General features: G+C 54.1%; 23 protein-coding genes. 3 read left to right on the forward strand and 20 right to left on the reverse strand.

Features of this window, described 5'->3' with window-relative positions; genetic code table 11:
- Window positions 1-13: 13 nt before the first annotated feature.
- The 20 genes from PbB2_RS13820 to PbB2_RS13915 form a co-directional block, all read right to left on the reverse strand.
- Window positions 14-3,451 carry a conjugal transfer protein TraG N-terminal domain-containing protein gene (locus PbB2_RS13820; RefSeq protein WP_108985927.1) on the reverse strand — a complete coding sequence of 1,146 codons (3,438 nt, stop codon included), beginning with the start codon at window positions 3,449-3,451 and terminating at the stop codon, window positions 14-16.
- Between the two features lie 14 nt (window positions 3,452-3,465).
- Window positions 3,466-4,875, reverse strand: a complete 1,410-nt coding sequence (locus PbB2_RS13825; RefSeq protein ID WP_108985928.1) for a conjugal transfer protein TraH — start codon at window positions 4,873-4,875, stop codon at window positions 3,466-3,468.
- Between the two features lie 22 nt (window positions 4,876-4,897).
- A complete protein-coding gene (locus tag PbB2_RS13830) occupies window positions 4,898-5,767 on the reverse strand; it encodes a conjugal transfer protein TraF (RefSeq protein WP_108985929.1) in 870 nt (289 codons plus the stop codon).
- A gap of 4 nt (window positions 5,768-5,771) precedes the next feature.
- Entirely contained in the window at window positions 5,772-11,000 is a 5,229-nt protein-coding gene (traN, locus tag PbB2_RS16430) for a conjugal transfer protein TraN (RefSeq protein WP_108985930.1), read from the reverse strand.
- On the reverse strand, window positions 10,997-11,779 hold the full coding sequence (trbC, locus tag PbB2_RS13840) for a type-F conjugative transfer system pilin assembly protein TrbC (RefSeq protein WP_108985932.1): 783 nt from the start codon (window positions 11,777-11,779) through the stop codon (window positions 10,997-10,999). The genes traN and trbC overlap by 4 nt, the downstream gene beginning before the upstream one ends.
- 12 nt (window positions 11,780-11,791) lie before the next feature.
- A complete protein-coding gene (locus PbB2_RS13845) occupies window positions 11,792-12,862 on the reverse strand; it encodes a TraU family protein (protein ID WP_108985933.1) in 1,071 nt (356 codons plus the stop codon).
- Window positions 12,859-13,476 (reverse strand): type-F conjugative transfer system protein TraW, encoded by a 618-nt coding sequence (gene traW, locus PbB2_RS13850; protein ID WP_108985935.1) that lies wholly within the window; start codon window positions 13,474-13,476, stop codon window positions 12,859-12,861. Before traW ends, PbB2_RS13845 begins: the two co-directional genes overlap by 4 nt.
- Window positions 13,476-14,012 carry a signal peptidase I gene (lepB, locus tag PbB2_RS13855; RefSeq protein ID WP_108985937.1) on the reverse strand — a complete coding sequence of 179 codons (537 nt, stop codon included), beginning with the start codon at window positions 14,010-14,012 and terminating at the stop codon, window positions 13,476-13,478. The genes traW and lepB overlap by 1 nt, the downstream gene beginning before the upstream one ends.
- A complete protein-coding gene (locus PbB2_RS13860) occupies window positions 14,009-14,605 on the reverse strand; it encodes a TrbI F-type domain-containing protein (protein WP_108985939.1) in 597 nt (198 codons plus the stop codon). Before PbB2_RS13860 ends, lepB begins: the two co-directional genes overlap by 4 nt.
- Window positions 14,605-14,907: a hypothetical protein gene (locus PbB2_RS13865; RefSeq protein ID WP_108985941.1), complete on the reverse strand. Its 303-nt coding sequence runs from the start codon at window positions 14,905-14,907 to the stop codon at window positions 14,605-14,607. The genes PbB2_RS13860 and PbB2_RS13865 overlap by 1 nt, the downstream gene beginning before the upstream one ends.
- On the reverse strand, window positions 14,900-17,740 hold the full coding sequence (locus PbB2_RS13870) for a TraC family protein (protein WP_108985942.1): 2,841 nt from the start codon (window positions 17,738-17,740) through the stop codon (window positions 14,900-14,902). Before PbB2_RS13870 ends, PbB2_RS13865 begins: the two co-directional genes overlap by 8 nt.
- Window positions 17,741-17,742: 2 nt before the next feature.
- The gene (locus PbB2_RS13875) at window positions 17,743-17,988 is read right to left on the reverse strand and encodes a hypothetical protein (RefSeq protein WP_108985944.1); all 246 of its coding nucleotides are present in this window, start codon (window positions 17,986-17,988) and stop codon (window positions 17,743-17,745) included.
- Window positions 17,981-18,553 (reverse strand): hypothetical protein, encoded by a 573-nt coding sequence (locus tag PbB2_RS13880; RefSeq protein WP_133245821.1) that lies wholly within the window; start codon window positions 18,551-18,553, stop codon window positions 17,981-17,983. The genes PbB2_RS13875 and PbB2_RS13880 overlap by 8 nt, the downstream gene beginning before the upstream one ends.
- A gap of 10 nt (window positions 18,554-18,563) precedes the next feature.
- The gene (locus PbB2_RS13885) at window positions 18,564-19,571 is read right to left on the reverse strand and encodes a DsbC family protein (protein ID WP_108985948.1); all 1,008 of its coding nucleotides are present in this window, start codon (window positions 19,569-19,571) and stop codon (window positions 18,564-18,566) included.
- Window positions 19,572-19,592: 21 nt separating this feature from the next.
- Entirely contained in the window at window positions 19,593-21,089 is a 1,497-nt protein-coding gene (locus PbB2_RS13890) for a TraB/VirB10 family protein (protein ID WP_108985950.1), read from the reverse strand.
- Complete coding sequence (locus PbB2_RS13895; RefSeq protein WP_192576354.1) at window positions 21,089-21,769, reverse strand: TraK domain-containing protein; 681 nt, start codon at window positions 21,767-21,769, stop codon at window positions 21,089-21,091. The genes PbB2_RS13890 and PbB2_RS13895 overlap by 1 nt, the downstream gene beginning before the upstream one ends.
- Window positions 21,770-22,044: 275 nt before the next feature.
- A complete protein-coding gene (locus tag PbB2_RS13900; protein WP_108985953.1) occupies window positions 22,045-22,665 on the reverse strand; it encodes a TraE/TraK family type IV conjugative transfer system protein in 621 nt (206 codons plus the stop codon).
- Complete coding sequence (traL, locus tag PbB2_RS13905) at window positions 22,665-22,955, reverse strand: type IV conjugative transfer system protein TraL (RefSeq protein WP_108985955.1); 291 nt, start codon at window positions 22,953-22,955, stop codon at window positions 22,665-22,667. Before traL ends, PbB2_RS13900 begins: the two co-directional genes overlap by 1 nt.
- Window positions 22,956-23,084: 129 nt before the next feature.
- Window positions 23,085-23,441 carry a hypothetical protein gene (locus tag PbB2_RS13910; RefSeq protein ID WP_133245822.1) on the reverse strand — a complete coding sequence of 119 codons (357 nt, stop codon included), beginning with the start codon at window positions 23,439-23,441 and terminating at the stop codon, window positions 23,085-23,087.
- 192 nt (window positions 23,442-23,633) lie between these two features.
- The gene (locus PbB2_RS13915; RefSeq protein ID WP_108985959.1) at window positions 23,634-23,963 is read right to left on the reverse strand and encodes a hypothetical protein; all 330 of its coding nucleotides are present in this window, start codon (window positions 23,961-23,963) and stop codon (window positions 23,634-23,636) included.
- 487 nt (window positions 23,964-24,450) lie between these two features.
- Between PbB2_RS13915 and PbB2_RS13925 the strand changes: the two genes are divergently transcribed.
- The 3 genes from PbB2_RS13925 (at window position 24,451) to PbB2_RS13935 (ending at window position 26,316) form a co-directional block, all read left to right on the forward strand.
- Window positions 24,451-24,861: a hypothetical protein gene (locus PbB2_RS13925; protein ID WP_133245823.1), complete on the forward strand. Its 411-nt coding sequence runs from the start codon at window positions 24,451-24,453 to the stop codon at window positions 24,859-24,861.
- A 79-nt stretch (window positions 24,862-24,940) separates the two neighbouring features.
- Window positions 24,941-25,345 carry a hypothetical protein gene (locus PbB2_RS16315; RefSeq protein WP_108985964.1) on the forward strand — a complete coding sequence of 135 codons (405 nt, stop codon included), beginning with the start codon at window positions 24,941-24,943 and terminating at the stop codon, window positions 25,343-25,345.
- 302 nt (window positions 25,346-25,647) lie between these two features.
- On the forward strand, window positions 25,648-26,316 hold the full coding sequence (locus PbB2_RS13935) for a ParA family protein (RefSeq protein WP_108985966.1): 669 nt from the start codon (window positions 25,648-25,650) through the stop codon (window positions 26,314-26,316).
- Window positions 26,317-26,320 lie beyond the last annotated feature (4 nt).

Raw genomic sequence — 26,320 nt, forward strand, 5'->3', positions numbered from 1 at the left:
GACTTACGGCTTGCTATTTCTTATTCCCATCTCCAAAGACTGCCTCCTTGGCATCATCAATGATACGAACACTCCGCCCCATCACGCCATCGTAGGCACCCTTACCGCGACCTACAAGAGCTTCTGCCGGATGTCCCCCAATTGACGATATAGCGCCGTCAGCATTATTTTGATTACGTTGTTGAGCCTCGTATTGCTCCGTTCCGACCGCATAAGGACCGGCAACGCCCTCAGCGGCATTGGCATTACCAACTGCCCTATCAACAACCTGCGCAAGATTAACTGTGCCAGGCATCCCCGCACGACCATCTGAGCCGGCAACAGATCCAGCTCCAAGATTACCGGAGAATGACGGGCCAACGGCAAAATTACTCAAGGACACAAACTCCTTCATTTCCTTTGGCATCGCGTCGGGCACAGGTTTCAGCCCGCTTGATGCGTTGCCCTCCCCTTCGAAGATATTGAAGCGGCTGTTGGGCAAAGACCCTGAGACGACTACGATCTCAGCACCTTGATCATTGTAGCGATTGCCTTCGGCATCCTGCCATACCCCACTTCTTGACCCATCAGGTTCTCCTTGCGTCCCGACGCGAGTTAGCCCGTCACGCGGGGGCGGGGGCACAGGCGAATTGCCGTCATCGGGTGTGATAAAACTATTAGCCCTAGATACCCCTGAATCTCTAAAGCCGAAATTGGTGAGGCCGTTCCTGTCACCTTCGTTCCAAGCTTCGCGTTCGCGAGCGCGTCCCTCTACACGTGAGGATTGGCCAATACCAGCAACATCCATTGCGTCGCCGCCACGTCCTTGTACCAAAGCCGCCGAGGCTCCGGCCGCAAACGTGGCCTCAGGGTTCACCTCGCCACCAAGCATCCTTTGCCTTGGCGCTTCATCAGGAACGTCAAACCCGTCAGGCCGGCCTTGCGCGATCTGAGAAACTGCCTCGGTGAATATGTTAGCCGCACGGGCATCTCCACCTCTCAAGGAACGCTCAAAATTCTCGTAAGAACCATACTGCGCGGCCATTTCACTATTCGACTTTGAAAAATCCGAACGGATCAAGTTGCTCGCCCCTGCAGTCACATCTACGGAAGCCGTTGAACCTTCCCGGCGAGATTCACTCCACATAGCCTGTGCACTTTCAGACTCACGGCGCGCTTCATTATAAGCCAATACCGCTGAACCCGCATCACGAACCTCCTGAGAAGCATCTTGCTGCCAACGCCGTCCGAGCGCTTCACGCTGCTCATAGGACATATTGCGAACCGAAGATGACACCTGCTCGTAGCCTTCGCTCCGCTCAGAAGTACCGGTGACTGTTGTTCCAGTCCGCGACTCCCCGCTCGCGGTTTGATCAGACCTCGTCGAGGCTTGAACGCCAAATCGAGATTCATTGCCAGTTGACCGACTTGCACCAGCTCCAATAGCGACATTTGCTCCGGTTCCCCCTTTGCTATCTCCTATGCCAGCTGAACCTTGGCCGCGGACATCAATTTGGGCTTGGGCGCTATCCGAGCTCGAACCAGACTGGGATACTTCGACACCGTTGCTGTTCGAATTGCTGAATCCGCTGCTCTTACTGTCAGAATTCGCGACACTTCTACCCTCCCGAATAGAAACGGAACTCTGCTCGCTATCGCTTCTTGTTAGGCCACGAGCCTGATCTTGAGTGTTGACTATGAATTCATTCAAGCTGGTGGACAGCCCAGTACCGCCGTTTATCGCGCGACTTAGCGATGCATTCAGATCAGAACTCGCATTCTGCTCTCTAGCCCTAGATTCAGAGACAGCTCGATCAAACCCAACGTTGACAAGCCCCTTGCCTATACTGTCAACACGCATAGCGCCGACTTGAAAGGCCCTATCGCCATTTGAAGCGACCATCCAACCTGTACCATCAGGGTTGATCTGCATGGTACGGGCCGATCCTGTAGTGGTCATGGGAGCATCGTTCTGCTGTTGAACAGTGACATTGCCGAAGGAATAATTACCCGTTGAGACGGCATTGGCAGCGCTCGTCGCGCCTTGACGCGCACCTGCTAACATCGCCTCTCCCTGCGACATCACTCCCTTGGCACCGGACAAGATCCCTTGGGCCAGGAATGGGATCAGCATCATCATATTGCCGGCAATCATTGCGATATCGGCATAATGGCGCGAAAGCCCACTTAAAGTCATAACCTGAAGGCCGAGAGCGGTCCCACCCGTCCAGACAGCCCCTGCCCCTTGGACATCAGCCCAATAGACAAAAATCGCATTCAAAACAACGAGTAGCGGTCCCCAAAGCTGGAAATAAAGAAACCCGCCGAGGTAACTCTTCAGCACCTGCCCCCCAATTCCAGGCAAGAAAAAGATTGGAATCATGATTGGAAAAAGAGCGAAAAAGAGACATTCCATAACGATTTTCAGCATCGGAATATACTTCTGCGCCTGATGGGCCGAAGCCGCAAACATCGATGCCGTTTGGCTTTCGGCCTGATAATCGCCTGTGAGTTGAACCATGTTACCTGGTGTAATGCCATTACCGCCGTTTAGAACCGCATCACGCAAGGCGTTCCGCGAAACGATCAAACGTCCAATCTCGGCGCTTGTTGTAGCAGACCCTCGCGTAATTCGATTGGCAATATCGCCCAAAGCCGCCTGAGCCCGCCCCGTTGCCAATGGTAGTTCAGCCGTAATGCTCGAAGTATTCAACTCCATCAACCCTGGCGTATTCTCGAGAGCAACCTGCTGAAGCATTTGAGTCGACAAGTTAGCCTCAATCGTCCCCAAACGGGTGATTTGGGTCGTATCAGTGCAGGAGACGGCGGTCATGGGAGCGCCATCATCAGTCAATGGGATGTACATACGGCCAGGATTAAGCTTGCCGGCTGCGGTAACCGTCTGCAGAAGGTCAGTGGAAGATGAGACCTCTTGTGTGGTGAGCGAGCCATTTGGGCCCAATTCGGGAATGACACAATCACGGTAAAACACCGCCATCGCAAGCGCTTGGCCACGTGCAGGCGGGCTTGCTTGGATATAATCCCCTAATAAACGCGCGCCAAAGACAACGCCGCCATTAGCATAAGATTGAGCTGATGGTGTGGCGAACCACTGCTCAAAGACCGTCAGAGCACGATCACCAACCCGGCTAGTTACCGAAGCAGCAAACGCAACGACCAATGGAACATTGGCTACAGTACGCGGCGACATGGGGGCAAGCCTGTCTTGTATCACAACGGTCGCTTTCGGAACCATAATAACGCCACTGATCAATGAAATGGTGATTGCGTAACGCAGAAAATTCTGTGCCTTGCCTTTGAAGGCGACCTCAAACATCACCATCAACAGGCCCACGAGCGCGAAAATGCGCGCCGCGGAGCCAACCATACCGGAACCCATGATCCCGACGATTGCGTCGAAAACCATCTTGTAAATGTCGATGCCGCCGACAACAAAAATATCAAAGTTCATGGGGTATCTCCGATCTAGTTAATGGCGCGCGACCAGCGCACAGCCATACCGAAGCGACCACTGGCACCAAGCATCAATTCAGCTTGGGCCGTGCGCCAACGCTCGACGACAACGTTCATGTCACCGGTCTCAAATTCGGCACGGGTCACGAATTGCTCCAACACCTGACGTGTGGATTCCAAATTGTCCTGAAGCGAGGCCAGATCTTCTGGGGTTATGTTCGGGGAAGACATTGCGGCGCGATAAGCAATCTCCCCTTGCTCTAAAACGAACCGACGCGTCATCTCTGCAGCAATGGGCTTTGCAAATCGCCTGACTTCACCCCGACAAGCCGCAACACCTGCAGTGTCCACGCAGATCTGAATAATGCGCCAAACCGGTAACCGAGTAGTCTCAACAAAAGCAATCTCTGGGACCGACAACGCAGTACGTGAATCGTAGTCATTCACCATCCCGACCAACAGATCAGATACCCGTCGTTCAAAACCTTTATCCGCAGCAATGGTCCAAGTTCCAGCAGAAGGTGAAAGACACTTCGACGTTTCATCGCAACGATAAATGGTTACATTGCCGCCATTCATAAAAGCACCAAGCATGGCGTCGGTTAGGGCCAAGGGCGCTCTATTGATAAGTATTGGGTCTCCCGCAGACGAATCGGTCGGGCCTACTTGAAATCTGGTTCCGCTGATGGCCATCAGAAAATATCGCTGATTGTCGTCGATGATACTCGAATTCAGTTTCTTCAACTCCATCCACACAGGGTTGACGTTGAAAGCACCGATAGGCCCCCGATCTGTCCGGCCCGCTGCATCATTCGCCGTAGCACTGGCCGTCGTGTCATTTGTACAAGCGTTGCGCCCCGTCAGTTGACTGGCCCAACGACCCGTATTCGTGCCAACCAACTTACAGACTGTGTCGCGCTCCATACCCATTTTGGAGCCAATCGTACCGATGGCATATTGGGCGGTCTCACAACTATCCATCTGAAACTCATTGATACGTTGCGCCATGTCCCGAAACTTGGTGAAGGTATCTTTGAGCTGCTCGGAGAGCTTACTTACGGCAAGATCGAATAAGATGCCGGGGGCAGCCTGAATGATGCCGCGACTAAACTGGGTCAATTGCTCACCCGAAAGCCAGCTGAAGCCACCAGCCCACGCATCAATTCCACCACACCCGCCTGACGCTCTTGGAAGACTAATGTTAGCTGGCTGAAGCCCTGCACGTTGAGATCTGTAAGCAACGGAGCCACCAATCAGCGCGCCGCCAGCTTGTGTCTCATAAACTCCTGTCGGTGTGGCAACGGTTGTGGCGTTAAAGACCGAATCCATGTCTGCGCCGACGCCTGCGACTGCGGAGCCTGCCATCAACATAGACAAACCTGTACCCATCAAAATCGAACGAAGCTTCTTATGCTTTTTCATGTCAGAACCCTCCTCTTGAAACCTAATAGTTCTGACCTGGCTGGGTGGCCGTCAGGGTAAAAATGCGACGTTCAAGCTCATCCTGTGGAATCGACCCAAACGAAATGGGCTGCACTTTGCGCGACTTGGTGTCGTACAAGATCAATGCTGGAACAGGCCGGCCCGCGAGGCCAAATCGCTCGAAAAGGCCATTATCGGCCCGCGCATCAGGGAAACCTGGCATTGGCCCGCCATCCATGGATACAGCGCGAACCTCGATCCCGTATTCCTCAGCCCAACGCTTCAAAATCGGAGCCATCCGATGGCAATGCGGGCAAGTGCTCATGTAGAAAAAGAAAACCCCATATCGCTCACGCACGACGGACATGTGGTCGCGGCGCTCTGAGAATTGTGCCTGCCGGAAAGCGGCCGTGCCGCCTTGATCATTGAGGGGAACCCGCAAAGTGTAATCCAGATCGGGATTGGTCCATAAAGCCCGCTGCATCAGATCAGAAGCAAGTGCACCGCGCTCAACAATCCATGCGTGCATTCGCATCAGCTCGACGACATCTTCTTCTGTTGGATCAATGGCGATCTTAGCCCGCAGCGCCTCATAGCGGCGATTAAACTCAATAACCTTCTCTTCGTACTCCGTCTTTGAGGGTTCAGAAGGCGATGCAGCGGGCGGTGATGGAGGTTGCTTTGCCGCTTGGGGTCGGCGCGTGCTGCAATAGAACCAATGGCCCAACTGACGCTGGCAATACTCACGGCCAGTTCCATCAGCCCGGTTATCCGTCATCAAAGGAGCCGTCGACATTGTCGGCTCTGTAATCATAGCCTTCTGGGCCATGGCCATAGGAGAAGCTGCGGTTGAAGCAGCAATCCCCAAAGTAAGAATTCGACGCAAAACCATGTCTTTACCCTCCTGGTGAAATGGGACCGACTTCACCTTGCGTAGGCGGAGCCGTATCTGGTGGATTCATTGAGCCGCCGGGATCAGTGCCTTGATCGTACCCGCGACCATCTTGACCGCTATTATTGCCGCCTGCTCCGAATAAGGTCGCCGTGTTCCGCATGTTCTGAAGGACGCCTGTAGGATCGGCCACGACCGCGCGCGCCATGACATCCTGCATGAACTCATCAAGGTTCATGGTATCAAAATCGAGGCGCTCGAATTCCGCTGGGCTAAAGCCACGACAAGTCGGATTGCTCGCGTCGCCCCAGCTCAACGGCAGTTGAGGGCGGCCCTGCTCATGAATAATTCGCCCAAGTTTTGAGCCGAAGGAACAGTAACGATGACGACGCGTTACGCAGGAACCCAAAATGCGCCTGTCACAATAGGCGCCGATGAAATGGGTCTTACCGGCCTTCACTTCCTCAGCAAGCTTGCGCTCGTCAGGGGAGCACAAGACGCTTAAGCTACCGCTCAAATTTCCACCATCTTGGGGGCAACAATTAACAAGACCCCAGCCACTTTTGGCACAGCGGCGGGCCTCGCCCTTGAAAATCTGAATGGTCGTAGGATCTACGACCTTCTCCACCTCATTGCGGATCTCTGCCATCGTGCCAGCCGCTGCAGCAGCGACGCCAAAGTCTGAACTTTCATCCCGACTGTGTTCAAAACACGCGCCCTCGATGCAGAAGCGCTGATTGGAACAAATCTCAACCTGCTTGTCTTCCGTTATGGTCCGCTGGCAATCATAAACGTAATTCCACGTCCGGCACGGAGCTGTAGAGGATTCTCCCACATCCCGAATGCATTCCTGCCGGTTCAGGGTGCAGGCTTCCGGAACCGTGCAATCACTGCCCTGACCCGACCGCTGACAGGAATACACCCGACGCCGCTTCCAACAGGCTTCGGTAACAGAAAGTCCATCAACCGTGCGCGTAGCCGGCGATGTCTCAGAACATGTGTCGACGAATGCCGAACATGTATGTCCCTCGAGCGTCGGCAACATGGCCACACATGCCGCATCGTCCCAAATCCGAGCCTTTACATATTTGACAAGGGTTGGCGGACCAGCGGCCGGATTGGTTGGAACCTCGCACCACCACGTCTGCTCATCGCGCACGCATGTCCCCGATGGCGGCGTGCACCGATAAGAAACCCGATATCGCCGGCAGGAGCCATTAGTATCGCGGTCAACACAGGTCTGACTTGTTTGTTGGCAATAGGTGCCAGGAAGCTTGCAATCATCATAGGCATCACGGCGAACGCAGGTAAATGACCGCGTTTCTGTCTGACAGCCCGCAGTGATCGGTACAGAAGTAATCAATCCTTCCGCATCATCCTGCCATACACCATGCACAACCGTCGACGACGTCTGATCACAAGTGGAAGAAGCTTGCGTGCAAGACGATTGATCTACCCCGCCACAGGATCCCTCGTCCCAAACTGAAGAAACAACGCTGATGGGGACTGATGTTGGCGTCCCGACAGGTAGGCGCCGTTCACAGAAATAGTCGGTCCGATCACGGATACACTGGCCCTGCCCTGCATCGCAGCGATAGGTCTTCTCCCATAGCGCACAGACGCCAGAAGCAAGTGTTTGGACGCAGCGTTGAGACTGCTCCACGCAACCTACCCCCCCTGCAGGAGGACACTCATTGACAGCTGTTAAGCGCTCGCAGCGATAATCGCGCTGGTACTTCCAACACTCAGAATAGATTGAAAGACCATTGATAACGCGATTACCAGCACCCTCGATGCATGTTTCGCCAGTCAAAGAACACGCGCTATCATTGGCTGGCGCGTTACATGAAGAGGAATCCCAACTTGTAGAGAGATGCTTATAAATAATCTCGCGTGAATCGCTCGCAGGAGGCTCGGCCGCGGCAACTGGATTGTCGCACTGGAATTTGGCAAAACGAATGTCGCTCCCACCAGAACCACTGCTTGCAGGACAGCGATATTGGGTCTCAGTCTGGATACAAGACCCAGATTGACCAGGTATCAAACATCTTGACCCTGTAACCGTGCATCCGGTCGGCAGTGGGCCCGTTGCCCCTGTGGAGACGACCTTGCACTCATTCAGCGGTGTGAGGCGCTCGCACCGATAGTTTCGCTCATATTTCCAACAATCTGAATAGATCGAGAGACCATTGATGACCCGACTACCCGCCCCCTCGATGCAGGTCTCACCTGTCATCGAACAAGCACCATCATTGGATACAGCATTGCAGCTTGAAGTGTCCCAGCCGGTTGAGAGGTGCTTGTAAATAATCTCTCGAGCATCGCTGGCCGGAGGTTCAGCAGCTGGAACCGGATTATCGCACTGGAATTTAGCAAAGCGAACATCGCTGCCGCCAGATCCACTATTGGCCGGACAACGATAATTGGTCTGAGTCTGAATACAGACACCTGCAGCATCGGTGACAAGGCACGAAGTGCCAGTCACGGTACAACCGGCCGGCAAGGGCCCTATCGCACCAGTCGAGACTACTTTGCATTCATTGACCGCGGTCCGGGTCTCACACGAGTATGTGCGACGATACCGCCAGCAATCCTTGTAAACCGCCAATCCATTAATGGTACGAGTCTCCGCCCCCTCAATGCAGATCTGACCGCTTTGTGTACAAGTAGAAGCCAACGTCGAACACGCACTATTGTCCCACGTATCGCTGACTTCAGTCCGCCAAATGTAATCAGGATTGGATCGACCCCAAACAGTCGCGGGAACGCCCGACACAGGGTTTGGACAGCGCCACTCAGACAGATAGGTCTTACAGCCTCCTGCAGGATCCGCGCCAAAATAATTATAGACGTAATTAAACCATTGGCATGTACCAGCAGAATCTGACCAGCCACAAGTTGGATAGCCCGGAGCTACCGTCGCACCAGCTGGAGGAACACACCCAGGAGCATCTTCGCGCGTTTGGCTGACACATGAGTAAGACCGCGACCAGCGCCAACAATCCTTGTAAACCGAGGCCCCATTTATATTGCGCGTCTCAGGACCCTCAACGCAAACCTCACCCGTCGCCGTGCACGAGCTCAACGAGGCACAGGCTGAGGTATCTTGATTGGAGCTCGTTTCGAGGACGACAGAGCCTTGATCAACAATGGTCGGAGGGAAATCACCATTATCAACCCAAAAGGACTGGAATGGTTGGGGACACCGATACTCACCACCCAAATAAGACGGACCCGTACCGGAAGTACGAATGCATTGACCATTTCCCACCATGCCCGTGCAATCTGCAGTTTCCCAGACATTATCGACCCGATTGAAGACTCTGCGGCCCGTACATTTGTAATCATAAAAAGTCGCCGTATTTACATTTAACGGGACCGAGCAGCTCTGATTGCTCGTGGTCTGAACCATCCGATAGCCGGTAGAACAGCTATATTGGAGCGAAGGGCCAGTTGAGGTCTCCACACACGTCTCGTTTTCGCGTGTGCAGCCGGCACCACGATACGCGGCATGGGAAGCGTCTTCAGCATGACTAGATCCATTCCACTGTCTCAAACCCAAATAGCGATAATCGAGATCGACAACGACCTGACGGGGGGTCTCACACGTTTGGCTCGCTACGCTACGGTCAAAGCCAGCACGACAAACCCAGTCTTGGGTATAACCCGACGGTTCGCCATTCCACTCGCTCAGCTTGGTACACCCAGCGCCCACAACCGCATTCCAGCCAGGCGTGTTAACCCAAGTTTGACTACCGACATTCCAATTGGACCTTACGGTATAAGCGACATCCTGATCGACGACGTCGGTACGAATGCGATGGCAAACTGAGTTTTCAACCCCAACAGAACTTCCAGTGCGGCAAACCCAATCTTGGGTATAAGTGGAAGGCTCGCCCATCCACTCACTGATTTTAGGACAACCTGCCCCTACAACCGCATCCCAACCCGGCGTCGTGACCCATCTTTGGGTGGGCACACTCCAATTCGACCGCACTGTATAAGCAACATCTTGATCCACCAGATCCGTGCGAACGCGGTAGCACACAGGGTTGTCAACGGAGACGGAATTACCCGTCCGACAAACCCTGCTTTGAAACAAGGATTCCCGTTCAAGGCATTCCTGAACACCAGCCACACAACCATATTGTGCCTCTAAAGCAGAAGCGCAAACTGGGGAGAGCGTCCATGAGGCAGATCCCGATGACCTACTACGCTCACAGCTATAATTGAAGTCAGCATCGACTTTATGAACCAATCGACGCGTGCAAGTCTGATCATCGGCCGGAAAGGCCAACAAGCCCACTTCGCACTGATAGTCGAATGGCTGCAGCGTTGACGCGCAAATCTGATTGACCATCCGACAATTGGGCTGATCAGCCTGCAGATATTGACAAGCAGGCCCATCAACCCAACGACCTTCAGGGACTGTGCGGCCCTCACGACTGCCCCAAGCACCAAAATGGGCCCGTCCGAAGTCACATTTGCTCGAACAAAGGTTACCATACTGACGACGGGTGCACCGCGAGAACGCCGTAACCAAATCAGGATAGGCGTCGACATAAGCGACCCAGCGCTCGCAATCTGCCGCGCCAGTTGGATAGCGGTTGTACTCGCGAACGCACATATATTGATTGGTAACCCCAATCACATGTCGCAGCGGCAATTCGCATTCCGCTTCGGTCGCACCACTACCATTGGCCTCGGCACTACATGTGTATTGATAAGCTTCTTGACGAGAAACCTCTCGTGTCTCCGTGCGACATTCAGCTGGCTGATCGGTCATAACCCCTGCAGCGTAATTTTCTGGATTACGCGTAACGTCTTGAGCGCCTTGGGTCAGATCACGAATGGAAGCCGCATCCGGCTGAGGTCTTGCAACTAAATCAGAAAATGCGCCAACAGCCTGTATTCCGTTGGGATCTGTCGCCACGCCGGGTTCTGAGAGCGTGGCCCCATTGTTAGCCCCGCGCCCAACCAAGTCAGACACATCGGCTGGCTGGACCACAGCCACAGGAATCTCCCCCCCAGAGCTTGGTGTTGTGGGGGCGCTTAACAGACCTTTCTGACGAACATTTGCTACGTCTTCTGCAGCCTGAGCGCGCATCTGATTGCCCAGATCGGCCGTGGCGCTTTGCGCCATAGCAGCCGTGCTCATGACCCCGACAAAGCCCAGCGCCAAAAAACAAGCACGCAACCTACGAACGCCTAGGAGGCCTCCCACATACCTCATGGCTCATCATCTGCCGGCGGACCGGTCGCCTTCGTCTCGCCACGACGCTCAAGGTCTCGTGACCAACCAAGTTGGCGCAGGGCTTGATTAGCAATTCCTGGCGCATCACGCCCCTCTCTTGCCAAAATTTCCAATGCGGCCTGCATGGTTATATTGCCGGACAGCTTATCGTGAGGCGGAGCTACTGGTGTGCACCCAAGATCTCGACAGGGAACAACACCTTGAGAACTGGCTATGAAGGTTGGAACGGCCTCAACGCCAAAGGCCTTAAAGACGTTCGGATCAATAATGATGCCACCCTCCGCCAAACCAGCCTTTTGTAGCCTCCTTGAAAACTCACCATATTTGCCTGGATCAAAGCCCCGCATCACTGGAACGGCCATCGATCGATGCGCATCATCAACCAATTGCTTCAAAGCGGCATCGGGCATGGACAGGGATACTAGAACATAGACACGGCCGTCGCGGTGACGCTCACCATCCATCAAGGCTCGATAGGAATCCTCTAGTCCTGTTCCATCGAGAATATCAGCAGGTAGTTCTGGAGGATTACCGAAACCCTCAGCAGCTAGATCTTCGCGAAGCCGGTCGGCATTTTGAGATACGGCGTCGAGATTAGCAGCCATACCAGAGGCAACAGCTTGCCGTTCTTGAACCAAACGATTCCATGCAGCCTCAACATCGGAAAACGTTGGACCACCCTCTTGGGCAACCGCAACCGCTCCAAAGGCGACAAGCCCCAAAAGACCAGATAAAATACCTAACCGAAACAACCGCATATTGTCACCCCCTTACAAAGCGCAACAATCGCGGCGACGCCAAATCAGATAGCCAATGTCTTCACCGACATAGGGCGTGATCCGATTACTATCCCACATCATGGTAGAGCCGCCGATCCTTGGACAAATCAAAGCACCAAGCCCAGGCTCGCCAGACCCAGCGCCAATGGCGGGCGACGTCCTACCGACATGAGGATTTGGCTGCGTCATCTGGAAACGGTACATGGTGCGATCCATGACCGGCATCAGATAAGGCTTGCACAGCGCCTTGCTCCCCACTGTGCCCCAAGTCATCAGCTGGCGATGCAGCTTGTACATAAACTTTTCCAAGACATGGAAAGAGTTTGAAACCTGTGTCGTGTTCGAACTGCGACCCGACATCGGATACATGCTGCCTTGACAACCAGCACACCAAAACAAGCTCTTGATCGGGTAGCGCGTGGTCGCAGCGACACAATCAGCAACACAGGCCGCATCGGCTATCGGATTGGCGAATAACGCCGCCTCAGGATTGATCAGCGAGGCTAACTCGTCATCATTGTAGAGCGGATCGATCTCAGTGATATACAACAAATCAAAGCTTGAGCCATCTAAGCACAAGGTATCTCCTAATAGCTGCATCCAAATAAGGAGTGGATAGCTATAGTAATGAACATGCTGCATGCCCGCACCACTTGCGCCACCCTCAACAGGTGCCGAAGTTGCCTCTCCGTCTTGTGCCCCGATACCGACATCCATTTTGAAACCTCCCAAATTTGGGAAACACCAAGCTTCTGCGGTAACGTCAGCAACACGATGGGGATCCCAATACGAAATCGGAATTCCGATGCGGGGAAAAGGTGTCGCGCAAGCGCATAACGGCCCAGAAGGCGCTCCGCCGGGATCAGGTACTTTGCCTTTCCAGATAGCGACCCCGCCAACTCGAATCGGCAACATGCAATTCCAACAAACATCCTTAATTGGATTAATCCAGCGGCCACGGCACGTTTTTGACGTGTTCGGCAATGGCTCTTCTCCAAAAGCCGCAGAGGCACTGACCAACGCGAAGACGCCTAACAAAGCCGCTACCCACCTGCGAATCATGGCCCAACCTCCGTGATACGGAGACGGAACTCATCTTGCTCAATGACACTCGGTACAGCCTTCAAATCAAACCGGCGTGTCATAACGCCCCCTTGATCAAAGAAAGCCCGCTTTTTATGCGCGCGCATAAACTCAACCGGAGATCCATTGACCAAAATAATCTTGCCAGAACGCTTAGCTTGTTCAGCCAAAACCCAACGAACTTGAGACGAGTCATCGCCGTCCACAAAGAAGAGCGGCTCACGCAAACCAATCATCTCTAGTGGATTGACCCGCGTGCCAGCTCGCGCGAACACAACACCTCTATGATCGGCTAAGTCGCGATCTACAGTGATTGAGGGATCGAACGAACGGGAAACTGTCTTGGTGGCTCGACGAAGCCCTGAAACAGGCTCCGGCCGCATCATGCGACGCTTCGCACCTTCAATGGATTCTTGGGCAATCTGATCCCATTCTCCACTATTGACCATATTGCCAAGCTTGGCGGCCAAGACTTCCAGAAGATCGGGCTCTTCAATCGTGAAAACCGCCCCACGCATGCCAAGATCCTTCGCCAGCGCCGGACTAGCGCATAACGTAAAGGCAACTAAGCAAAGCGCGAGTACGGGCCGCATCAGAACACCGACCGACCTGTGCCGATGACAGCAGACTGGGGAATTAGGCCAAATATGCTGTAACGTGAGTCAAAACTATCTTTGTGCTCGCCTGCCACATAGTAATAGCCACTATCGATGACGAACGCTTTGCCGTCCCGCAAGAGGTCCAAACGATCGCCACGCAAAGAGACTTTCTTGGCTGTGTGGACAAACTGGCCATTGATAAGAACGTCTCGCCCACGAAATTCCACCACATCCCCAGGCATGCCAACTACTCGTTTGCCCAGCACATATTTACTGGCAATATAGGGATTGGGAGGGGCATTAAACTCGATCAACTCCCCCCGCACAGGACGTCGATCCTGCTTGTCGAACACAAATACGACGCCCTTGAGGGACTCGGTTGAATTAATTCGAACGTCCCAACGTTGTGATATCGACAACCCGATAGCCGCAAAGACCAACAAAAAGCCTGTCATGACCAAGACACGGCCCAGCGTGCTTGTTTGTGACCAAGAGATGCCCCGTAGGACGCGATCATTCATTGTAGTCATTGTGCCACCTTTCCTTGTGCTGCAACGGCCACAGGAAGCGTTTGTGAACCCGTAGAAGGGGGTGGGGCAGCATTTGAGGCTGACGGCGGCAAAAGGCCTGTAAGCGAGCCTGAGGGCGTTTGAGGCGATGCTGCACGCGCTGCCGCAGCTACATTGGCAGCCGAGGCCACCATTTTCTCTCGAACAAGGGGAGTTATGTCGTGAGCAGGACCGGTGAGTACCGCTTCTTTGACAAGTACAATGCCTTTTGGTCCTGCAACTTCCTCTGTGGCCTTCTGAGCACCTTCCATGAAGACGCGGGTCGCTGTCCGCACACCTTCGGGATCAAGAGTCGACCGACCAATCTCAGCAATGAATTGCTGAGTGAGATCATTGGCACTGACCGTGTAAATCTGGCCACCCGCGACGCTTTGGTTCAAGCGGACCCAAAGACCCACATTGCTCAATACCGAAAGTCCTAAAACTGCGGCGAAGAGCAAATTCCGGTTGCTGTCTGAAAGAAGCACAGACTTCTTCTTGGAGACATGAACAGGTTGCGGAGAAGCTTGCGGTGCAGGAGCCGCAAGCGCTTCTGTTACTTTTTGATCATCCATTATGACTTCCTCCAGATTTGAACCAACGCCCCAAAGCGTAACGCGCCAGAAAGCACGCTACTCAGACCAACAACCCACCAAACGACCGAAGCATCCTCGATCTCGACGACACGGCCCAAAAGCCGCCAGAAGACCGCACACGACTCGATCATGCGAAACTCTCCAACGATCAGGAGAAGAAGAACCGGGAAACCGAAACCAAGACACACGGTGACAAACGCCCACGAGCAACTCGCCAGGACATTGAGGACAAGCTGACGAACGGCTCCCAGATTTGCGGTGATGATTTGAGCCTCAGCCACGACGACGCCTCTTTTTGTTGATGGAAACCTCACTGGCCAAACGCGAAAGCGCTTGCACAATGTCTTCCCCAGAACGAAGCCGCTTACCCAATTCGAACATGACCGCATCGGCATCGACTCCAGAACCGCCGAGGGTCGCCTGCCGTTCATCAGCTTTCCGCCGCGCCATTTCTTCGAGAACTTCAGGGTAGCCCTTGCCCTGCTCGATTTGCCTGCGAACTGACACAAATGTGTCAGGATCTGTTGAGAAGAGAACAGCTGAAAGATCGTCGACAACCAGACGCATTAACGTCTTCTGATTGGGTCCACGAACGTAGAATTCCGAAAATTGTCCCTTTCGGACGGTCAGGCTCTTAACCAGCAGGCTTTCATAAGCTGAAAGCGCCAAGCGGCTTTGACCGACCATGGCATCAATCGACTCCGCCGATTGCCGCAACATCACCTTCCAGTCTGAGTTTTCAAACGCGGCTCTGGCAGCGGTTGTGCGATAAAAGTCTTCAATGCTTTGAGTGGCCGCAACCAAAGCCCCGTTCTCTTTACGAACAGTTCGGGCCATCATTTCAATGAATTCGGCCGCGGCACCATCACCCAGCAATTGCCAACCTTCATCGATCACCAAAAGCTTAGCTTGGTCACGACCCCCTGCCCGCATACGGGCCCGCACGACGGCAAGAACCGCTAACATGACAACAGCTCGCAAATCCGGCTGGCCGCTCAATTCCCCGAACTCAAAAGTGGTCAGCGGATTGCGAAATTCGCGTGTTTCTTTGCCGTTAAAAATCCGAGCATAGTTGCCGTGCCCGTGAAAGGCGGCGAGTTGGCGAACAAGCAATGTGCCGTCCGCACCACCATGAGACCGCAACCAGTCGGCTACACGTTCGATACTGCCGTCTTCGCCATCCTCGACCCAAACAGCGCCAATTGCTTCTTTGAGCAAACCCAAGCGATCCCGCTCCGGTGTCGCATTGCCCCAAGCCATTTGTTGAATAATCAACTCAGTCGCAGAGCGCATTTCTGTCTCAAATTCACCATCGCGACGAGCCTCGGCAACGAACCAAGCAAATGGGTTAAGGTTCAAAACCTTACCCGGGCTCAGTTCTACCTGTTCGCCACCCAAGGCTTCGGTCATGCCAAGGAACGAACGACCTTGATCAATCACGGTCACCTGCAACCCTGCACCAACAGAGGAGCTCACGAGGTCTTGCATGAAGAAGGATTTACCCGAGCCTGAGGCCCCCCAAATCGCAACATTGTGGTTGCCATCGCCACGATTGGAAAATGGGTCAAAATAAGCCAAACCACCCCGACGCTGGACTCCCATCACAATAGGAGACCCAACAGGTCCGCGCTCAGCCTGCATCGGAGCCAAATGAACAGCCTGAATGGTCGTCATTGTCCGCAAAAAGCCAAATGCCTTCATGTCAGTATGAAGACCCGTAGACCAAGTCAGAGGAATGCAATTGAACAGAGCGTTCTGATGAACTGGAGCCGTCGACTGAAGCTCCCAGCTATTCTGGGCATAAATCCCACGGATCTGGTTCTCAGCCTTTTCACCCAAACCATCTGGGGCAAAGACAGTCACGCAATACATCAAGTCTACCAAACGCGCCCCGTCGGCTACCGCCGCACGGGCATAAGTCCAGTCATCAGCTTTTTCCCCAATTTCACGGAAAGACCGCGTCCACTCTGGACCCGCGGCCTGTGCTGCCCGCATCGCCGACATTTCAGCCTTCGTGGTTGATTTTGCGCGGCCATGAATGTGGAAAGACAGAGACGTAACAAATGGAAACTCGATTGGCGTCCCTGCAGTGAGCGGATCGCCCAATAACAGACCCATGCTCCCTTGATACGCCGATGGCGGAAATTTTTTGGCAAAAAGGACACGGGCCTCCCATGTCTCGTCAAACCATTCTGTGTCCGTCTTGCGCGAAGCGCCGACGCGCGCATTACCAGAACGACGATTGATAATCTGCAGCCGATCTTCTTTTTCAGCGTTTACGCGAACATCAAGATTGCTGACGAGCTGTCGCAAAGACACCATACCAGGGTCAACGACGGGAGCGGGACGGCTATCCCGCGCTGGCTCAAGCACATCGCGAACAAAGGCCATCAGGTCCCCAGGGCCCATTGGTTCAGCAACGATCATCATGTCACGCAACGACTGGATAAGACTGCGCTGACAATCAGCCAACCGCGACACGCTAGCGCGATCTGTCGAACCGGCGACCGACAAGCAGATCACCATGCGATAATCACGAACCGACAGAGCCCCGCCGCGCTCGCCACACCCAAGCGCAATATCATTTAGAAGTTCGATCCGACGTTCAGCCATACGTCCCAGCAATGGGAAGCGCTCATCATCACGGGTAGTGCGCCAACGCGTAAGCGCACCAGCCACCTTCGGCAGCGAGGTCAAAATAATCTGAACATCACTCTCATCAGGAGCTTGAGTACCCAGAAATTGCTCAAACACGCGCGCCTGATCCGGCGAGCAACCTGTCATTGGCTGGCAATCGAGAACAAAGCCAACGCTCTCTTTCGTGCCCAAAGCGCCTGCTTCACCACCCATCGCGCAGACAAACAACCGCTCATCTGAGAGCCATGACGAATAGGGAAGAAAGGCCGACAAATAGCTAATATCGCCAGAACCCGACGCACGCGCTTCTTGGGCTTCGGTGTCGAAGGGGGCTCCAATCATGCCCAACACGCCATCAAGTGGCCCGCCGCCAACTTGAGCTTTGATAAATTGGCCACGATCAACGTCTTTGACGAAGACTTCTACTGGCACTTCAGGGTGGTTGGACTTGGTTCTAAACCTATCGAGAAAACCCATGCTCACCCCCTACGCTGCGCGGCCAGCACGGCGACTTTACCGAAGCACCACACGGCCACCATCAAACCCACAATGCATTGGCCAACATCGCGCGCTCCAAGCTCCCCAAAGAACTGCAATGGTGGCTCAAGCAACCAAATCCAGACAGCGATCAATCCAAGACCAAACTCTGTGGTCATGACGATCCACCAAAGAGCCGACGCTGATGCTCGTTGGGTGGGAGAAGTACCTTGGGCCGCGTCAGTCATGGGTTTTACCTCCACCAAAAACGCGCTGAAACCAAGAAACGCGTCGGGGTTCAGGGGAAGCCGTGGTGCCGTCGACGGCGGGCAAGCGCACCTCGCCTGGAGACACGCGTGTGCCAGTGGCCGAGAGCGGGCGAGTAGCCACATCGTCCAGTTTGGCAGCGACTTCACCCGCAGGACGGATGGTCTCCGGTTTTACCCATTCAGGATCTGTCACAACAACGCGCATGGTGCTTGGGTCATGATAGACGCCACGTGCATCCGCATAGCCTTCAACGCGAACCGTCAAAAGACGCTCGCCTGAACGCGTAGACCCAGGAACAATAGCCTGCTGGAACGAACGTCGATCATAGCCGCCCGTCGAAGCTGGCACATTTCCGCCTTCGGCAGGATTGGCCGCTGAAATCTCACCATCAATAGTTTGCATCGAGCGGCACGGCCCTGTCGGACTAGGCCGACAAGACCAGTCCCGCTCAACGGTCGAACGCGAACCAAACGGCATCGCACAGCCCGACAAAGCAACCAAACCTGTGGCAATGATAACTTTTGAAATGCTCGATACCTCCATGACACGCCTCCTAATTGGTAGCTGAAGTCGGATTGGCTGGCGGTCCCGCCACGCGCTGAGCTTTTTGGGGCTCGCCTGAAGCAAATGCGCGCAACTGATCGACAGGCCGGAAGCCAGATAAGACCGTACCGTCCGCCCGCATGATCATGGGCGTACCTTGGATACCGACTCGATGTGCGAATGCGGTGTTTTCGGCGACCATGCGGGCAAAAGGCGCGCAATCCTTTGACACGCTAACCTCGCCGCCGCTCATGATCGAGCGCGCTGCAGCTGGTCTATCTTCAGCGCAAAGAACCAATTTGGCTTTCTCGGCCGAGGAAGGATCAAGCAACTGAATGGGGTATTCGGTAAGCTCGATATTTGGATCCTTCAGGATCTCCTCATGAAGACGCGCGCAATAAGAGCAATTGAGATCGGTGAACGCCGTAAGCTTCAGCCGGCCACCTGGATTGATCACAATCGCATTGGATTTTGGCAGATCCACCCGAACATTGGTTGGGCCCTGAGGTGGTGCGGCAGGCGCACCTTGGGCTGGCGCTGGCGCTGGCGCAGGTGCGGTTTCAGGCGGAAGCCCGCCAGAACGCGGCAGACCCCCATCCAAAGCCGCAAGAGCCTGTACCCGCTCATTGACAAGCTCCCGCCCACTGGTGAGCTCCACAGCCGCGCCTAAAAAGGCATAATGGGCTTTGGTATCGACAAAGAAAACGCGGTTTGTATCGGTGACGACTTCGCATAGTCCTTTGTGGCTCTTGCGACATTGCACGCTCTTCACCGAAGCTGCAGGGAAGGCTTCCTGAAGGGCGCTACGAACTTTCGCTTCCGACCCTCCTGCAACCGCAACAGAAAAACCAACGGCCAAACTGGCAAACCCGATAACCGTCAAAGAGCCGTAGTAAATGAACTGGTGTATCGTGAACGGGAACATGCCCATCCCATGTGATGCCGACCTCTTGCTCTTTTGACTTTCAGCCACACCGACATTTGCACGATCTGTGTTTTCATTCTCCTGATTTTCCATGACCCACTCCTCTTCTGAACCTCACCGAACGGTGACAGGGCCTAAAAATACGACTTCAACATCCGAGCCGACGGGCATCTCAATGACCGGCTGATACTGCTCAGCACGACGGATCCAGTATTGGGAAAGTTGACCAGCGGCCGAAGAAAGACCCTGACCCGCAGCGCCGCCAAGGGCCTCGCCAGCGGTCAAAGAGCCTTGTCCTGCAGTGCCATCAGCTCCCAAAACGAGGCTACGCTGGGTTGCGGAGCCAACGGCCTGTCCAAGACCTTGCAAGGTTCCAGCAATCAACGCTCGTTGGGCAGCATCGCCTTCGCGCGAAACCACTGTCCCACGAACCCCACCCGTGCCGCGACTGGTGATGAATGCCTCGACATCAACGGTGATAACTTTGTTTGCGACCCCTGTTGGGCAGGTCATTTTTGCACCGCGAACATAGACACGCTCACTGGCCAGATCGGCGCGTGCCGATCCATTTAGGAGGCACCCGGTGACTTCTGTTGATGCCCGACGACCGCCGCGACCCACGCTAATGGCGGGCCCTGTAAGGCGAATAAGGACAGGCAATGGATCAGCACTATTGCTGACCCCGGTGCTCGCATTAGCACCCAGCAAGACACGACCGGGGGCATAAGCGTTTACTGGGATGGTGCGACGCGTATCGATTTGTTCGAGAGTACCAGCCGCAGGCGCCCCAGTTTCACTGGAACCAACTTGATCCTTACGCTCAAAGCGCACAGTCGAAATACCGGCACGAGCGGCAGTCGATGCAGCGCCACCTTCTACGGGGCGAAATGGATCGCTGGTTGAGGGAGCGCCACGGGGGGCACCGCCAGCAGGACCACCAAGAGGGTTGTAGCCAGAGGGGGAATTACCTGGTCGATAATTCCCGCCGCCTGTAGCACCGACGACAGCCGCCGGGGGGGCAGTGGCATCAACACCACCACCCCCGACCGAACGACGCAGAGTGGCCTGCGCCGCCCGCTGCTCCGCAGCATCAACCCGTGCAGCCGCCCGTTCGATGGCAGCCGAGGCTTCCGCCGCGATCCTTTGAATTTCCGCCGAATCTTGGGCAGTGGTTGGCGCACCATTTGGCGCTCCAATACCCCGATCCCCAGCAACCACAGCCAATTGCTCCTGAATAGCAGCAAGCGCATTCTCAGTCGCAGTCTGACGGTTCTCCATATTGGACAACCAATCAGTGTCAGCACGAGGCGATTGGGTCAAAGCCATCGTCTGTTTGCGACGCGCTTCAACGACCGCTGGATCTTCGCCAACTGGCTTGGCACCTGGAGGAAAGATCATAAACAAGAGCAAAATTGCCCCGATCGATACCCCCCCGATGACACCCAATCTTACCCGTTCATGACGCTTACGGTCGTCAGCATCCATAATCCCTGTTTGACCGGCAACTGGACCTGCCTCTTCACCAAATCCACTCATCTCGCCATTGTCGACTTGGGCCAGAGGCGTCTTGTGCCGTGGCTTAAAAAGGTTCTGAAAACTAAAGCCCGCCATCACCGCTCCTCCACCAAAAATACGCGCACGCTCTGGCCAGGACCGACCGTCGCCGCATCAGCGCCCGAAGCGACCAAGCGCTTCCCACTTGTTCTTAATTTTTCGATTTCAATGGGCAGGACGCGATCTTCAGGATTGCGGACAACCAAGACGCGCCCAACCAATTTGTCGCCTGACAAGACAGTCTCTTGCGTCACAGCAAGCAATCCAACCATGCCGCGACCACGCTGAGCCGCGCGAACAAAGCCAACCAAAGGCGCATCCAAATACAAAGACCGCATCAAGGATACGACTTGGTCGTTCGGACTTGAGGCCGCCAATTGAAGTTCTGGGTCTTGACCGATTTGGGATTCATCGGGACGGGACACGTCCAAGCCCGCAAGCACAACGCTTGTTGCCGGTGTGAGGGTCGCAACAGCTACGATCAAATAGGTGTTGCCAGATTCCATCGTGACAAAGAGAGAAACCCGCTCCCCACCAGAAACGCGGACCAATCGCAAATAGAGATCCCCAGTGGCTTCATCAGCCTCAAAAAGAGCAGATGGTCCGTCTTCTCTCTCGATCGTGCGCGCTGCTACGGCGCGATCGCCTTCAAAGGTCAATCGCGTGAGCTCTTGGGTAGAGGCCAAAACCTCAACGCGGTCACCATCGCGGACTTCAAAACGGACAATCCCGCTCATAGGAACCACACGTGACGAGACGCCAGGCGCACCAAGAAGTGGCGAGGGTTGAGGAGCGGCCGAGGTGGCAGGGCGTTGACCGCCAGCTAAGCGGTCACGTTGGCGCGGAGCTGTAGTCTCACCGGTCTTCGGACGTAGATCTACTGGAACACCTTCCGGGGGCGGGGTAGCAACCGCGTTAGGACCGTCAACGGTTCGACCAACTTGACTATCCTTCGCGTGGCTAGAGCCACCATATGCGATGCATAAACAAGCACCAATCAACATTGCCCGTCTCATTGGCTACCTCCTTTTGCTGCAGTGGTGGCGTCATCTGAGAATTGTGCTTTTGCGCCAGGAGCGTCGGCATCAGTGGTCTCAGAAATGGAATCGAGAAATACGGCTTGGCCGCGACGAACCCAAAAGAGCTTGTAGCGCTTTTGTTGGGATTGAACCTTTTGAGCCCCGATATAGGTCTCTAGGATCCCGCCAACTTCGGAATAATTCTTGGAGGGATCAACGAAGATATCTTGTGGGAAAAAGGTTGTAGCGGCTTGGCTTTGAACGCTGCGTGCCTCTACTTCATCCATAGCCGCCCGAAACTCGCCCTGACGCGCAGGATCGACAACCCGCAACACACCATCACGAAAATAGCTCGTGTTGTTGGGGTGACGGTTCAAATAAAGCTGAGCGACATCACGTGTCAGGAATTCCAGATATTGCTCTGATGGCCTTGAGCCGCCGAGATAGACATCTGCAGGAAGCGTTGGGACCAGGATCCGCTCTGGCTGGCCGAACTTGACCATGGTCGAAATGACCAAAATCGTGGCAACTTGAATGGCGCAGATCACGCCTAAAAGCACCACTCGATTATTGAGGCCACGAACCTGGCGTTGGAGATCGAGAACCGTCGCCATTAGAGCACCCAATGACGAATATAGGGAGGTGGGCTGGCGCTAATCCGGAAGTAATCGCCAAGCCCGTTCCAAAACAACCAACGGAGTCCACCGCCTAAGCCCGCGCCTGCCTTTAGCTGACGAAGACCGAACAAGACTCCAAGACTCGCGCCAAGGGCAAGCAACGCATTGCCTAGGGCTAAACCCATCCCAAAAGTGATGATGAAACCAATAAACTCATCCATCGAAAAGATGAGAATACGCTCAGCATCATCAAGCCTTTGGGGTACTCGAACACCCATCTCCGACATAGGGCCACTCCTTGTCTCAAACTTGAAACTGACGCGGCCTGATGCTCCGCTGCCAGTTCAGCGCACATGCGCCTAAAAACTTTTGTCACTCCCGCGAGCCTCTAAAGACGGACGCACAAGGCATTGGTGCTACCTGTGCGAGACCTCCACGACTGGGTGGCTCCGTCTGGTCTCAAAACGAGAAAGTATTTGCGCGGGCTGGAATGCAGCCGGCATCGATTTGGAATCAGCATTTTCCTCGTTGCTGACACGATGGCTGGAACAGTGGAGCCAGATCAGTCCGACGCCAACGCCAGCGGCGAAGAGCTTCCAATCAAAGCGCGCAATCACGTCAATCAAACCAAAGCCAATGGTTAGAACGTTCTCGGCGGCGCCTTGTGCGAAGTTGAAAGTGGTGTCCGTACCAGCCAATGCAGGTTCTGAAACCAGTAGTGTCGCAATCGCTAAGGACATGCAGAGCAACATTACAGAAGGATCAATTCTCATTGAGGCTTCCCTTCAATCCTCTTTTAGAGAAGCAAGCTGATGTCTGCCAATGTGGCCCCAACTCGATATGAGACCGAACGACCGCACGAGGCCTTGATGCTGCCTGTGCCAGACCTCCACGACTGGTCTGCTCCGTTCGATTGCATTGCGAGAGTGGCCGAAGTGCAGGCATTGATGCAGCCTGCGGGTTGATCAGATCAGTGCGGTCACCATGGCTGAAACGATGCCTGGGCCTGTCGAGGCTGCCAAACCAACTCCAACGCCTGCGGCGATGAGTTTCCAATCGAAGCGCGCGATCACGCCGACCAAGCCGAATGCCACGGTGGCAACAGCGGCCAACTTACCCAACGAACCCGTTGTATAGTTGGTGATCGAGGTGGTTGCACTTGCAAAAGTGGAATCTGTGCCTGCGAAAGCTGGCTCAGCAACCATGACAGCAACAGCTACAGCTGCGAAAAAGACTTTTGCGATATTTTCGCGGACGGTCTGGAAAAGCCCGCCCAGCATTTTTACGATTTTCATGTCTTCAAACCCTAATTAAGCGCGGAATTGCGCAGGGTCCAAAGGCGACGGAATTAACACTTCGTCAATAATTGCCATTTGCTACAATAGGTTACGTGACAACACGATCTGAATTGGGAAAGCAAATGCACGCAAGTTTGCTTGGTTTTGAACAAGGTCGTCCCCGGGTGTCACGCATTTTGCGCGAGATTGTCATCCCATATCCAATGCGCCTCCCCTGCCCGCATTACCTGGTATGACATTGGTATTTTTGCCTCGGCGCCGCAGATTATGCACTGCCATTGCAGTCTCTGCTCACCAGATCTGACGCTAAACATGAGAATGAGGCATTGGGTGGCGCTTAGAACCGGGAGAGCACCCAGATCGGGCCTATCACCGCGCGAGATCTTCACGGAAAAACCGCAGCGGGAATCTTGACGTTCACTATTTTGTGAGTCTTTCTTGTGAGCAATGCTCTTTTGCAGTGACGAACGGGAGGAACACCAAAATGCCAAACGATACGCCGACAATCATCGGTCAGGCACTGCAGCAATTGTGCACACGCAAACGCGGACATCTCATGGAGTTTAATCTCGATAAGCTCCCGCTGGACTGGCCTAGAGATAGTGGTTTAAGAAGCCCTCGTGTTTTGAAACAGACGCCTTATGAGCACTGGACGATGGCTGAAATGTCCCATTTCGCAAAATGCGCCGGGGCTAATTTGCCTGTGTTACATGTCGCGGCTGAAGCAACGCAAAGCCACCTTGAAACCCTTCGCGCCTCATGTGTGGCCACGGGTATTCTTGCAACTATTCTTTTGGACTTAGCCGCCCTTTCCCAAGAGGAACAGATCGCGATGGCAAAGTCGATTCAAGTTGCAGCAAATGATGCCAGACTAAATCAGCTCGTAGCGCTTTAGTGATGCAAATTTGAACCAAAAATGGTCAGATTCTCCAACGATACTTGACTCTTACGTCGCAAGTGTATCATTCGCTTGCATGGCCGCGAATCGCACAATCATAAATGTCTCACATGACCCTGCCTTCCAGTTGATTTTGGTGAAGGCGGTTTCCAAAGCCATGAACGCTAGCACACTCATGTTCTCGCCGGCGAGCTTAATTGGGCCACTCTGCAATCATATACACCAACTCAATAAGGCGTCCGAATTAATCCCATTCCTGGAGGCCTATCCTCAATCGGGGTTCATTCCCAAGAATGATGCAAAGGCTGAAGTAGCCCCGCATACAACGACTGTCACTCTAAATAAATCAGATCTTGAATTGGTTGACTTATTGAAAAGCAATATCGGACTTGTGACGGGTAAGGAGCCCAGCAGGACAGCAGTCGTGACAGCCGCCTTTATCTGGGCCGTGCAAGAACCCCTGCCCTCTTTTCGCCTATAGACAGCTCAGCAAAACCTCCTATCTATTCAAGGCATCGAGACTAATTTTTGATTCGAAGTATCGGTCGTCATCATGTTTTGGGCCTAATGTACATTTGTATATTTGTCTGTTGGCCGTTTTGGGCGTTTGCCAGTACGCTTGTTTGGTCAGACGACCAGTTGACCAATCGCATAAATGATTATTTAATCTTTTCATCAGATGCTCAATTGACCAAAGGCTCAAATAGCGCTTCGTACATTTGAGCGTTTGCACACTTAACCAAAAGCGCATTTGGGCGCTTAATCAAAACGGCGGAAAAGCAAATGGCAGTCATCAGTGCATGCTCGACCAAAGGCGGCGTGGGGAAAACCACCACAGTAATGTGCTTGGCAGATATGTTTTCACGCCAAGGCGGGAGGGTGGCTATCCTCGATGCCGACCCCAATGGACACATCAGCGCCTGGCGTGAACGAGCTGAAGGCACCTGCAGAGTGGACGTTATTGGAGGCATTACGGAGCGCGACCTGCTCGATAAAATCTCTGACGCAGCGGCTAGCTACCAACTGGTTTTTGTAGACCTAGAGGGCGCTGCTTCACAGGCTGTAACCTATGCGATCGCCCAAAGTGACCTGGTGCTAATTCCTACAAAAGTCTCAGGCATGGATTTGCAGGAAGTCTTTAGGACCTATGAAGTTGTTCAACGTGCCGAAAAAATGCTCAAGCGGCGTATCCCGGCTCGCGCGATCTTTACGCAAATGTCGCCCCTGAGCAGCCGTGTAGCCGTCCATGCACGGGCTGAGATTCAAGCTGCAGGTGTACCTGTGCTCAGAACTGAAATCATTCAAAGAGCTGCCTATCAGGCTATCCACTTTACTGGCACGACGCCGGCACATCCCGACGGGGACCCAAAAGCATCGCGAGAGATCGCTGCTGCACTAACCGAGCTCCTCGACGTGCTGGCATCCCCAACTGGACATTCAGATGCGGCTTAAGTTC

It is taken from the genome of Candidatus Phycosocius bacilliformis, from assembly GCF_003112735.1.
GTDB lineage: Bacteria > Pseudomonadota > Alphaproteobacteria > Caulobacterales > Aquidulcibacteraceae > Aquidulcibacter > Aquidulcibacter bacilliformis.

Excerpts from the sequence above, each read along its gene's own strand:
- PbB2_RS13825 (WP_108985928.1), bottom strand. The coding sequence starts at position 4,875 with ATGAAAAAGCATAAGAAGCTTCGTTCGATTTTGATGGGTACAGGTTTG.
- PbB2_RS13885 (WP_108985948.1), bottom strand. The coding sequence starts at position 19,571 with ATGGAAAATCAGGAGAATGAAAACACAGATCGTGCAAATGTCGGTGTG.
- lepB (WP_108985937.1), bottom strand. The coding sequence starts at position 14,012 with ATGACTACAATGAATGATCGCGTCCTACGGGGCATCTCTTGGTCACAA.
- traN (WP_108985930.1), bottom strand. The coding sequence starts at position 11,000 with ATGAGGTATGTGGGAGGCCTCCTAGGCGTTCGTAGGTTGCGTGCTTGT.
- PbB2_RS13845 (WP_108985933.1), bottom strand. The coding sequence starts at position 12,862 with ATGATTCGCAGGTGGGTAGCGGCTTTGTTAGGCGTCTTCGCGTTGGTC.
- PbB2_RS13895 (WP_192576354.1), bottom strand. The coding sequence starts at position 21,769 with ATGAGCGGGATTGTCCGTTTTGAAGTCCGCGATGGTGACCGCGTTGAG.
- PbB2_RS13870 (WP_108985942.1), bottom strand. The coding sequence starts at position 17,740 with ATGGGTTTTCTCGATAGGTTTAGAACCAAGTCCAACCACCCTGAAGTG.
- PbB2_RS13935 (WP_108985966.1), top strand. The coding sequence starts at position 25,648 with ATGGCAGTCATCAGTGCATGCTCGACCAAAGGCGGCGTGGGGAAAACC.
- trbC (WP_108985932.1), bottom strand. The coding sequence starts at position 11,779 with ATGCGGTTGTTTCGGTTAGGTATTTTATCTGGTCTTTTGGGGCTTGTC.
- PbB2_RS13900 (WP_108985953.1), bottom strand. The coding sequence starts at position 22,665 with ATGGCGACGGTTCTCGATCTCCAACGCCAGGTTCGTGGCCTCAATAAT.
- PbB2_RS13890 (WP_108985950.1), bottom strand. The coding sequence starts at position 21,089 with ATGGCGGGCTTTAGTTTTCAGAACCTTTTTAAGCCACGGCACAAGACG.
- PbB2_RS13925 (WP_133245823.1), top strand. The coding sequence starts at position 24,451 with ATGCCAAACGATACGCCGACAATCATCGGTCAGGCACTGCAGCAATTG.
- PbB2_RS13860 (WP_108985939.1), bottom strand. The coding sequence starts at position 14,605 with ATGGATGATCAAAAAGTAACAGAAGCGCTTGCGGCTCCTGCACCGCAA.
- PbB2_RS13880 (WP_133245821.1), bottom strand. The coding sequence starts at position 18,553 with ATGGAGGTATCGAGCATTTCAAAAGTTATCATTGCCACAGGTTTGGTT.
- PbB2_RS13915 (WP_108985959.1), bottom strand. The coding sequence starts at position 23,963 with ATGAAAATCGTAAAAATGCTGGGCGGGCTTTTCCAGACCGTCCGCGAA.
- PbB2_RS13820 (WP_108985927.1), bottom strand. The coding sequence starts at position 3,451 with ATGAACTTTGATATTTTTGTTGTCGGCGGCATCGACATTTACAAGATG.
- traW (WP_108985935.1), bottom strand. The coding sequence starts at position 13,476 with ATGCGGCCCGTACTCGCGCTTTGCTTAGTTGCCTTTACGTTATGCGCT.
- traL (WP_108985955.1), bottom strand. The coding sequence starts at position 22,955 with ATGTCGGAGATGGGTGTTCGAGTACCCCAAAGGCTTGATGATGCTGAG.
- PbB2_RS13875 (WP_108985944.1), bottom strand. The coding sequence starts at position 17,988 with ATGACTGACGCGGCCCAAGGTACTTCTCCCACCCAACGAGCATCAGCG.
- PbB2_RS16315 (WP_108985964.1), top strand. The coding sequence starts at position 24,941 with ATGGCCGCGAATCGCACAATCATAAATGTCTCACATGACCCTGCCTTC.
- PbB2_RS13830 (WP_108985929.1), bottom strand. The coding sequence starts at position 5,767 with ATGGTTTTGCGTCGAATTCTTACTTTGGGGATTGCTGCTTCAACCGCA.
- PbB2_RS13910 (WP_133245822.1), bottom strand. The coding sequence starts at position 23,441 with ATGAGAATTGATCCTTCTGTAATGTTGCTCTGCATGTCCTTAGCGATT.